Source organism: Brevundimonas sp. VNH65 (genome assembly GCF_049445955.1).
GTDB lineage: Bacteria > Pseudomonadota > Alphaproteobacteria > Caulobacterales > Caulobacteraceae > Brevundimonas.
Genome location: NZ_JBMSDX010000019.1, coordinates 1 through 8999, shown reverse-complemented (window position 1 = coordinate 8999; position 8999 = coordinate 1). Strand labels below are relative to the sequence as shown.

Annotated in this window: 4 protein-coding genes; all 4 read left to right on the top strand. The window is 61.0% G+C overall.

Features of this window, described 5'->3' with window-relative positions; all coding sequences use genetic code 11:
• Nucleotides 1–163: 163 nt before the first annotated feature.
• The 4 genes from ACO2Q1_RS17130 to ACO2Q1_RS17115 all read left to right on the top strand — a co-directional run bounded on the left by ACO2Q1_RS17130 (nucleotide 164) and on the right by ACO2Q1_RS17115 (nucleotide 8565).
• Nucleotides 164–4336 carry an RHS repeat domain-containing protein gene (locus tag ACO2Q1_RS17130; protein ID WP_423330675.1) on the top strand — a complete coding sequence of 1391 codons (4173 nt, stop codon included), beginning with the start codon at nucleotides 164–166 and terminating at the stop codon, nucleotides 4334–4336.
• An 862-nt stretch (nucleotides 4337–5198) separates the two neighbouring features.
• Nucleotides 5199–5378, top strand: a complete 180-nt coding sequence (locus ACO2Q1_RS17125; RefSeq protein ID WP_423330674.1) for a hypothetical protein — start codon at nucleotides 5199–5201, stop codon at nucleotides 5376–5378.
• Nucleotides 5375–6475, top strand: a complete 1101-nt coding sequence (locus tag ACO2Q1_RS17120; RefSeq protein WP_423330673.1) for a DNA cytosine methyltransferase — start codon at nucleotides 5375–5377, stop codon at nucleotides 6473–6475. The genes ACO2Q1_RS17125 and ACO2Q1_RS17120 overlap by 4 nt, the downstream gene beginning before the upstream one ends.
• Nucleotides 6472–8565 carry a BbrUII/HgiDII family restriction enzyme gene (locus ACO2Q1_RS17115; RefSeq protein ID WP_423330672.1) on the top strand — a complete coding sequence of 698 codons (2094 nt, stop codon included), beginning with the start codon at nucleotides 6472–6474 and terminating at the stop codon, nucleotides 8563–8565. Before ACO2Q1_RS17120 ends, ACO2Q1_RS17115 begins: the two co-directional genes overlap by 4 nt.
• Nucleotides 8566–8999 lie beyond the last annotated feature (434 nt).

The window sequence follows — 8999 nt, the reverse complement described above, 5'->3', positions numbered from 1 at the left end:
ACCGGCCTCCTGCTCCCGCAGGATCCCGATGATCTGCTCTTCCGTGAACCTTGATCGCTTCATTGTGTCCGTCCTTTGTTAGGGCGGACTCTAGCTATTCCTGGAGGAGTTTCAGGGGGTCACGTCAAAGCTGCTGCTGGCGTCATCGGTCGGACTTGTGGCGATGGCGACGGCCTTGCCGACGCTGGCGCAAATTCAGCCCGCGCCGCCGGAACGCTACACCCTCGACGAACGCAGCATTGATTTGGTCACGGGCCAGTTCAACTATTCCACGACCGAGGTCGTGATCGGCGAACCCGACGCGGGCGGACTGACCTTCGGCCGCATCTTCATCGGGAACGGCTGGCGTGACACCAATGCAGGGACACTGACGCCGCTCTTGGGCGGTGACATCGTCGTCAGCGTCGGGCCGATCTCGGAGTATTTTACCTGGAACGGATCGACCTGGGACTCGGCGACGGCCAACGGTTCAACGCTGACGCCCGTCACTGGCGGCTATGATGTGGTGGACCGCAGCGGCAACAAGGCGCACTTCGCCTCCAGCTATATGGGACGCACGACACCCTACGGGTCGAACGTCTACCTCGTCACATACTACGAGACACCGAATGGAAGTCGGGTCACTTATCACTACCGAGACGATGGGACTCTGCCGACCCTGACGCGGTTGGAGGCGATCACCAACAACAACGGCTACCAGCTCAAATATTTCTACCACTCGAACTCTGTCGCCAATCAGGCCGAGTGGCTGAGGATCAAGGACGTCGTCGGCTTCAACGTCGCGGTGGACTACTGTGACCCCATGGGCACGACCTGCCCCGGCATGACGCGCTCATGGCCGAGCGTGAACCTCAGTAATCAGGACAACCCTACCACGTCTGCGGATCAGGCGGCGCGCACCACCACCTATGAATATGACCTCGCCGGGCGTCTGACCAAGGTGAGGTTCCCCGGTTCGGCCCCGACCTCTGACGACTATCTGGCGGTCTATGACTTCGCCGGCCGGGTCATCCAGGCGGGCGGCCTGACCGGCCTGTGGAACTACAGCTACGACACCGCCACGACGCCCGGCAAGCTGATCACCACGGCGACCAGCACAGGCAGCCAGGAACTGACCGTCATCTCCGATACGACCACGGGTTTGGCGGATTCCTACGAAGACGCGCTCGGCAACACCTGGGCCTTTCAATACGACGGCAATCAACGCCTGACCCGAACGACAAACCCAGAGGGCGACTATGTTCAGGTCACCTACGACGGGCGGGGGAATGTGACGGGAACCCTGGCCGTGCCCAAGTCGGGGTCGGGCCTGTCCAACATCACGACCAGCGCGGCATACGCCGGGTCTTGCGTTAATCCCGTCACCTGCAACCTGCCGACCTCGACCACGGACGCGCGGGGCTATCGCACCGACTACGTCTGGAACAGCACCCATGGCGGCCTGGAGAGCGTCACGGCTCCGGCCCCCAGCGGCGCGACGCCGGTCGGCAGCGGCACGCGGCCCCAGACCCGCATCGCCTATGCGGCGCAGACCGCCTATTACAAGAACAGTTCCGGCGTCATCGTCGCGGCGCCGACATCCATCACCCTGCCGACCTCGGTCTCCACCTGCGCCAGCGGCTCGTCGCCGTCCTGCGTCGGCACGGCCAATGAGATCAAGTCCACGACGGTCTATGGATCGGCGGGTGTCGCCAACAACCTCTTGCCGACGTCCGTCACCACGGGCAATGGAACCGGAACGCTGGCCGCCACGACCGCCACGACCTGGACCGGCTATGGCGATCCCGAATACGTCGATGGTCCGCTCAGCGGCACGGGCGATCGGACCCGCTATCTCTACAACAACCTGCGTCAGGTCACCGGCGTCATCGGCCCTGACCCGGACGGCGGTGGCGCCCTGCTGAACCGGGCGCAGCGGTTCACCTATAACCTGAAGGGCAATGTCACGCTCGCCGAACAGGGCACGACGACGGGCTACACCGACCCGAACTTCGCCGCCTTCTCGACCCTCCAGCGTCAGGCGGCCACCTATGACACCTACGGGCGCCCCATTACGATCTCCAGTCAGGATGCGGCGGGCAACACCCTTCAGGTCCAGCAGATTTCGTTCGACGGCGCAGGAAATCTGAGTTGCGTGGCGCAGCGGATGAACCCGGCCGTGTTCGGCAGTCTGCCCGCCGGGGCCTGCACCATGAGCACCCTCAGCCCGAACGGACCCGACCGGATCACCAGCTTCGGATACAACGCCGCCAATCAGCAGACCTCGATCACCCGTGGCTTCGGCTCGGGAACCTCGGTGACCGAGAGCCTGACCTACACCGCCAACGGCCAATCGCAGAACCTGACGGACGCCAAGGGCAATGTCTCGATCATGGTCTACGATGGCTTCGACCGGCTCTATCGGCTGCGTTATCCCAACGCCACCGGCGGGGGGACGTCCACGACCGACTATGAGCAATACGGCTATGACGCAAACTCCAACGTCACCAGCTATCGCACTCGCGCCAACCAGACGTTCAGCCCGACCTACGACAACCTGAACCGCAACACCGCCATGGGCGCTCCGGTAGGGACGGATAGCCCGACCTACACCTATGACAATCTGGGGCGAATGCTGACGGCGGTCCTGCCCGGCCGCACCACGACCCAGACCTGGGACGCCTTGAACCGGCTGACCAGCCAGACCGGCACGCTGGGGACCATGGCGTTCCAGTACGACCTCGCCGGTCGTCGCACCCGGCTGACCTGGCCGGACAGCGTCTACATCACCTATGACTGGAATCTCGGGAACGACCCGACCGCCGTCAAACAGTCGGGCGGAACCCAGATCGTCGGCTACGGCTACGACAACCTCGGCCGCCGGACGAGCATCAGCCGCAGCACCGGCATCACCTCGGCCTATGGCTATGACGGGATCAGCCGCCTGACCAGCCTCAGCCACGACCTGCCGGGCGGATCGACCAACGACGTGGCCTGGGCCTACACCTACAATCCGGCCGGGCAGATCCGGACGAAGACCCAGTCCAACAGCGTCTATGACTACCCGACGACCACGGCCACGACCGCCTCCACCAACAACGGTCTGAACCAGGTGGCGACGATCGGCGGCGTCAGCGTCACCTATGACGCCAACGGCAACATCACCAACGACACCTCCAAGACCTACAGCTACGACGCCCGCAGCCGCGTCACCGGCGGCCCGGTCGGGGCCAGCCTGTCCTACGATCCCCTCGGTCGCCTTCGCCAATACGTCGGCACGGCGGGCGCGGAATACCTCTATGACGGCGTGGAGGTCACCGCCTCCACCGTCAACGGCACGACGGTCAACAACCGGCTGGTGCTGGGCTTCTCGCCCGACGAACTGGTCGTGGCCTTCCAGGGCAATACGTTCTCCACGCCCTACTTCAACCTGACGGACGAGCGGAACTCCGTGATCGCCATCACCGACCAGACCGGCGCCCTGATCGTCGCCAACGCCTATGACGAATACGGCGTACCCAAGACCGCCAACGGCGGCCGCCTGCAATACACCGGTCAGCTCTGGCTGCCGGACTTCGGGGCCTACTATTACAAGGCGCGGATGTATCAGCCAGGGATCGGGCGGTTCCTCCAAACCGATCCCATCGGGTATGGGGCGGGGATGAACCTCTATGCCTATGTGGGCGGGGATCCGGTTAATCTGGTGGATCCCTTGGGCCTACAGGATTCTGAACCGCCACCAGTCACCCTTCCACCAGTGCCAGTCACGGGGTTTAAGTGCAAAGGTAACATGATCTGCGGGTCTGAAAATATCGGGAGGTTTCTTGATGAGCTCCTACTGGCGCACTATGGTTTGGAGATCGTGGGCACATTCTCCTGCCCAGCCGCTGCAGCCCTTGCAGCCTCACAGGCCAATGCAGCGGCTTCGGCGCGCGCGAATGAGCCGATAAGTGCCCGCGAACGTGCGACGACAATCGTCCGTCACGGCTCCGGGTTTGGTTGGACGGATTCTCGCAGCGGTCCCCTTGGGCGCGGGGAAGCGCCGAATGGAGTCGTTCCAGACGCCCTAACCTATGGCGACCAGCACAATCACATTGGCGGACCGGCTCAAGACATAAATGCAGTTATGGGCTCAGATCATAGCAGACTAGTGTATTATAATACATTCGCCCCATCGGGATCTCGACCCTTCGAGCTGTATATTTACTCCCAAATTAGCGGGTCTAACGGATTTCATCTGTTCGGATTCCGGGGTGGCGGGCAATATCAATCAGGCGGCAATGGCTGGAAAATTCCTCCGTCAGCACTTTCTGGAATAGTTGGAAGAATGATAGATCCGAGTTCGCCATGTTCCTGACCTATATCATAGCCTCTGCGATCGTAGCCTCGCAACCGACTAACCACACTCACGCCGTCGGGTCCGTGCAGCTTTCCATTATTAAAGAAAATAATGGAGAAATATATAAGTTTGATGTTTCGGTAGTGGAAAGATTGGGGTCCAATTCAAACTGGTGGGTGAACCGACTCTCTTCAGGCGGAAACAGCTATACAAATACTGCAGAATGTCCTGAGTTGTCTAATCTTCTGAGTGAGTTGGTGGACCGTGGGGAGTTGAGGTTCTATCTCCGAGGAATCAGCACTCCAGTCGCTGGTGGAGGCCCCCCGCGACATGGCCCCACCTATCAGATCGTTGGGTCCAGCGCTGGCACTGCCGGATTTGTTCCGTTGGCCGCCACCCCAGCGTCGGGATGGCTTTATGGCTGGGCGGAACGATTTTCGGACACCGCATCGCGCTGCCCCCGAGTCTTACCTCCAGGCATCATACCTTGACGGCTATCCCGACTATCGGGAACTGACAACTTTACGCCGCCGAACTGCAGAAATGGCCTTCTCTTCCCCAACTTCTGGCCGCTTGGCCTGACGCGGGCCAGGTGCATTCGCCCCCCCCCCCCCCCCCCCCCCCCCCCCATTTGTGCCGAACAACGGGCTAGCCGGCCAATGGCACCTGGGTAGGAACCGCCCAGAGAGCCAGCCAAGGACGCCGTGAGCAAGGTGGTTGAAGCGCGCTGAGGGCATCGCCATGAGGCCTGTTCACTTAGGATGCCGAAAGCACAGGAGCCTTCTTCCTAAGCCCAATCCGGGCCGCTTCAAACGCCAAGCTTGACTTATACCATCATGAAATCATGATTGCATGAATTGTTGAGACGAGGACGATCTGGATGGCCAGTCAATCGGACGAGCCGCTTCAGGTGACGGTGCCGAAGGCGACGAAAACCAGCCTCAAGGTTCGCGCTGCGGAAAGCGGCGAGCCCATGCGGCTGATCGTGCTGAGAGCGCTGGCGAACGCCGGAATTCACGTCCCGCAGGGAGAACTGAGAAATCGGAGGAAGGCGAATTGACCCGCGCGCGTAACAGTCAGGCCCTACGCCCCGCCTCCCGGCGGAAGAATTCACGTGCGCCTGAAGCGTCGGTCGTCGACGTCTTCTGTGGCGCTGGCGGCCTGTCGCACGGGTTCGTGCAGCGGGGGTTCCAGATCGCCGCCGGCATCGACGTCGACGAAGCGTGCAGATACGCCTTCGAGCACAACAACAAGGCCCCGCTCGTGCGCCGCGACATCACGGAAGTGACGGCGGCCGACATCGAAAAGCTCTTCGTTCCCGGCCGTGTTCGGGTGCTTGTGGGCTGTGCCCCGTGTCAGCCGTTCTCGACCTATAACCAGAAGAACGACGACCCGAAATGGCAGCTGCTCGGGCGGTTCGGTGACCTCGTCGCCGAAGTCCTGCCGGACGTGGTGTCGATGGAAAACGTTCCCCGACTTCTCGACTTCAAGGAGGGCAAAATCTTCCAGGCGTTCGTCGATAAGCTGAAGGCCAACGACTACGAAGTGGCCTACGACGTGCTGTACGGGCCCGATTATGGCCTAGCCCAAACGCGGTCACGGCTGGTCCTTCTCGCTTCACGCCTCGGACCGATCGCGCTTCCCAAAAAGACCCACAAGAAGCAGCACCGAACCGTACGCCAAGAGATCGGCAAGCTCCCCGAGATCTCGCATGGTGAAGCGGATGCGGCCGATCCCCTGCATCGTGCCAGCAGATTGAGCCCAAAGAACGAGAAGCGCATCGTCGCGTCGAAGCCCGGCGGTACATGGCGGGATTGGGACCCGAAGTTAGTAGCGCAATGCCACACCGTCGAAACGGGGAAGACCTACTCGTCGGTCTACGGCCGAATGGAGTGGGACCATCCGTCACCAACGATCACCACGCAGTTCTTCGGCTTCGGCAACGGCCGGTTCGGACATCCCGAACAAACGCGAGCTCTGTCGCTTCGGGAGGGCGCGCTGCTGCAAGGCTTCCCCCGCAGCTACCAGTTCGTCCGCCCGGGTGCGCGCGTTCAGTTCAAGGCCATTGGTCGATTGATCGGCAATGCCGTGCCAGTCAAGCTGGGCTACGCCATCGCAGGCGCGGTGCGGCAACATTTGGAGGCGCTCGAAGCATGACCAAGCGTCCCTTGAAGATGACGATCAGCCTGAATGCGTTGGAGCATTTGGGCATCAACCTCTACAGCAACGTTCCGGCCGTACTGTCCGAGATCGTCGCTAACGCGTGGGACGCCGACGCCCACACGGTATCGGTCACGATCGATAAGAACGCCGAGACCATCACGATCGAAGACGACGGACACGGCATGGACCGTGACGGGGTCATTGATCGGTTTCTTACGGTCGGCTTCCGACGCCGTGACGAACTGGGAGCGACGACGCCGGAAGGACGCAGCCCGATGGGCCGCAAAGGCATCGGCAAGCTGTCCATCTTCTCAATCGCCCAAGTCGCGAAAATCTACACGATCGCCAATGATGAGCGCACCGCCTTCCAGATGGACAGGGAGGTCATCAAGAAGGCCATCGCGGGCAAATCCGAAGGAGCGTACGAGCCGGACGAATTGACCGACTGGCCCGCCGACCTGAAGAAGGGGACGCGGATCGTTCTCAGTGGTCTGTCGAAGTCGCTGTCCGCCTTGACGGTCGAAGGCCTGAAGCGCCGCGTCGCTCGGCGGTTTTCCATCATCGGCCCGAAGTTCAAGTTCAGCGTGAAAGTGAACGGCGACGCCATCGGCCCCGAGGATCGGGGCTATCACAACGTCCTTGAGTACCTTTGGACCTATGGCGACGCGGATGACTTCAAGAAATCTTGCAAGCACCTGAAGCGACCGGCTCAGGACCGCTCGTCTGCCGTGGCGGCCGCCCTGAAGGCGCATGGCCTCAAGCTCACTGGCTGGGTCGGCACGGTGGCATTGCCGCAGCAGCTCAAGGACGAGGAGGGCGACAACCTGAATCGCATCGCCATCTTCATGCGCGGCAAGATGGCTCAAGAAGACGTCCTGGATGACTTCGCTCAGAAGGAAATCTACGCCGACTACGTGATTGGGGAACTGACCTGCGAACAGCTCGACGTCGATGAGAACGGCGACATCGCCACCAGCAGCCGGCAGGCGCTCAAGCAGGACGATCCTCGCTTCGAGGCTCTGCGGGCGATCATCCTCTCGGAACTGAGACACATCGCGGGCGTGTGGAGCGATTGGCGGCGCACCGATGGGACGAAAGTGGCGATGGGTGTGCCTGCGGTCGCCGATTGGCTGTCTCACCTGCAGGGCGACACGAAGAAAAAGGCGGAGCGGTGGATCGGTCGCCTCAACACCATCAGGTCGGGTGACGACGACAAGAAGGAACTGCTGAAAGCGTCGATCCTGGCGTTCGAAACCTACCGCCACAAGGACGAACTCGACCGGCTCGACAACATCAAGGACGAAAATCTCAGCGAGGTTTTGGAAATCTTCGAGAGCATCGACGATCTCGAAACCAGCTACTATGGCCAGATCGTCAGCGGACGCGTCCAGATCATCCGCACCCTGAAAGACAAGCTCAAGACCAACGAGAAGGAGCGAGCTCTTCAGAGCTACATCTATAAGCACCTCTGGCTGATCGATCCCGCTTGGGAGCGGGCCAAGGGCACGCAGCACATCGAGACGTTGGTGAAGAACTTCCTGGACAAGGACACCAAGGGTCTCAAGGGCACGGACGCCAAGGATCGCATCGACATCGGCTATCGCACCACGAGCGGAAAGCACGTCATCGTGGAGTTGAAGCGCTATTCCGCGTCCGTCGCCGTTGACACGTTGGCGGCACAGGTCCGCAAGTACCGCGATGGTGCGAAAGCCATTCTCGATAAGACGGCCTTCAAGGACTATCCGATCGAAATCGTCTGCATCCTTGGCAAGGCCCCGCCGGAATACGGCACACCGACGGGCGCGAGCGGGGTCGCGGAAACCCTACGTGCGGTGAACGCGAGAATCGTCTTTTACGACCAACTGCTCGTCAACGCCGAGCAAGCCTATGCCGACTACCTCGAAGAGCACGTCAAGGTCGACAAACTGTGGGGGGTCTTCAAAGCCATCGAAGACTTCGCCCCCACGACCCCAACCGTGTCGGCTCCGAAGAAGCAGACCGCTCTGCCCGCGCCGAAGCCCGTGAGGGCTCCCGCAGCGAAGACGAAGGCGCCGGCGACGGGGAAAACTCCGGCGAAGAAGTAAGTCATGAGCGAGGTGGGACGACCTGTTTGCAGGCAAGTAACACCACTCGTCATCGCAGTTGGAAGGCGCGTCCGCATCGATTTTCGGACACAAACTTGGACACACAGCACTTCTAAAAATCGCACCAAAACATTGTTTTAAAACATTTTCATAGAAACTTATTGCCAGAACCTAAATCTCTTCTCTCCCACCAGTCTGCGGTGGTTGCGGCACCATGTTGAAGCCGTGGGCTATCATCTGATCGATGTGGCGGGATTCCGATGACCTCGTCCCCAACATCCGAGAGATCTACGCCGGTCGCAGGTAGTGACGTGACCCCCTGAAACTCCTCCAGGAATAGCTAGAGTCCGCCCTAACAAAGGACGGACACAATGAAGCGATCAAGGTTCACGGAAGAGCAGATCATCGGGATCCTGCGGGAGCAGGAGGCCGGT

What these genes read in the sequence shown, in the direction of transcription:
- ACO2Q1_RS17115 (WP_423330672.1), top strand. Translation starts at nt 6,472, where the DNA reads ATGACCAAGCGTCCCTTGAAGATGACGATCAGCCTGAATGCGTTGGAG.
- ACO2Q1_RS17125 (WP_423330674.1), top strand. Translation starts at nt 5,199, where the DNA reads ATGGCCAGTCAATCGGACGAGCCGCTTCAGGTGACGGTGCCGAAGGCG.
- ACO2Q1_RS17130 (WP_423330675.1), top strand. Translation starts at nt 164, where the DNA reads ATGGCGACGGCCTTGCCGACGCTGGCGCAAATTCAGCCCGCGCCGCCG.